A 1,253-nucleotide genomic window follows, 5' to 3' on the forward strand; every position below is an offset into this window, starting at 1 on the left:
TGATCTGGCCCCCTGAAAACGGACGCCATGAAGCCGTTTCAGGCGGCAGCCCGGAGCTGCCGGGCGTAGTTGTTAGGCGAGTGGTAGCCCAGCGCCGAGTGTAGCCGGGCTGGATTGTAGAAGCCGTGGATGTAAGCAGCGATGGACTGGCTGGCTTGCTCCCTACTGGCGTAAGGCTCGGCAGCCTCTTCTGTCTTGAGCGTCGCAAAGAAGCTCTCGGCCACCGCGTTGTCCCAGCAATTGCCAGGCCGGCTCATGCTTTGGACCACGCCATGGGACTGCAGCAGCTGGCGAAACTCGTTTCCCCAGTACTGCCCACCACGATCTGAATGGAAGATCAGGCCGGGTCGTTGTGGATGCAGAGCCCAAGCATTGGCAAATGCTTTCACCACCAGTTCTTCAGTCAGACGCTTGGAAACGCTGTAGCCCAGCACCTGCCGGGTCTGGACGCTGATGACCACGGCCAGATGCAGCCATCCCTGGCGGGTGGGGACATACGTGATATCCCCGACCCACGCCGTCGGTCCGGTTCCGGGGGCAAATTGCCGATCCAGCAGGTTGGGGGCGAGCTGAGATGAGCCGCCAGAGGACTTGGGTCGGAATCGGCCTTTGGTCTTGCCCTGGATTCGCTCCTCGGCCATTAACCGTGCCACGCGCTTGTGGCCGACTGGATGATTCCTGGCTCGTAAGGCCCTGACCAGCCGACGTCGCCCATAACTGCGCTTGCTGGTCACATGAATGGCCCGAAGCTCGGTACGGAGGGCCGAATCGACATCGCACGTTTGGGCACACTGCCGGCGCAGGTAGTCATGGAATCCAGAGACAGAAACCCCAAGAACCCGACACAACAATCTGGTCGGGTAGTGAGTCCTTTGACTGGCGACGAAGGCGTACCTCACTTGGACTCTCTGGCAAAGAACGCCGCCGCTTTTTTTAGGATTTCCCGCTCCATCTTAAGATTGGCGTTCTCGGCCCGAAGGCGGCTGATCTCGCTTTCCAGGTCGGTGGCTGGCCTGCGAGCCTCAGAGGTCAACGACCGGCCAGCACGGACCGCGTCAAGCCAGTTTGCCAGCGTCTTGACCGACATCTCCAACTGACGGGCCGCTGCGGCAGGCCCGAGCGACTCGGCCAACTCCACGGCTTGGTGCTTGAACTCATCGGTGTAGCTACGGCGGGTGATACGGGACATAAGGGACCTCCAAGTGCGATCAAAGTATCGCTTCTTGGCGTCCGCTGACGGGGGGCCAGATCAG

Annotated in this window: 2 protein-coding genes; both read right to left on the bottom strand. The window is 61.0% G+C overall.

The genetic code is table 11. The features are described 5' to 3' along the window. Window positions 1-38: 38 nt before the first annotated feature. A complete protein-coding gene (locus tag ACX9OT_RS21820) occupies window positions 39-899 on the bottom strand; it encodes an IS3 family transposase (RefSeq protein ID WP_053461350.1) in 861 nt (286 codons plus the stop codon). After that, window positions 896-1,189: a transposase gene (locus ACX9OT_RS21825; protein WP_006388655.1), complete on the bottom strand. Its 294-nt coding sequence runs from the start codon at window positions 1,187-1,189 to the stop codon at window positions 896-898. The genes ACX9OT_RS21820 and ACX9OT_RS21825 overlap by 4 nt, the downstream gene beginning before the upstream one ends. Between the last annotated feature and the right edge of the window lie 64 nt (window positions 1,190-1,253).

This window comes from Stenotrophomonas genospecies 3, from assembly GCF_054473855.1.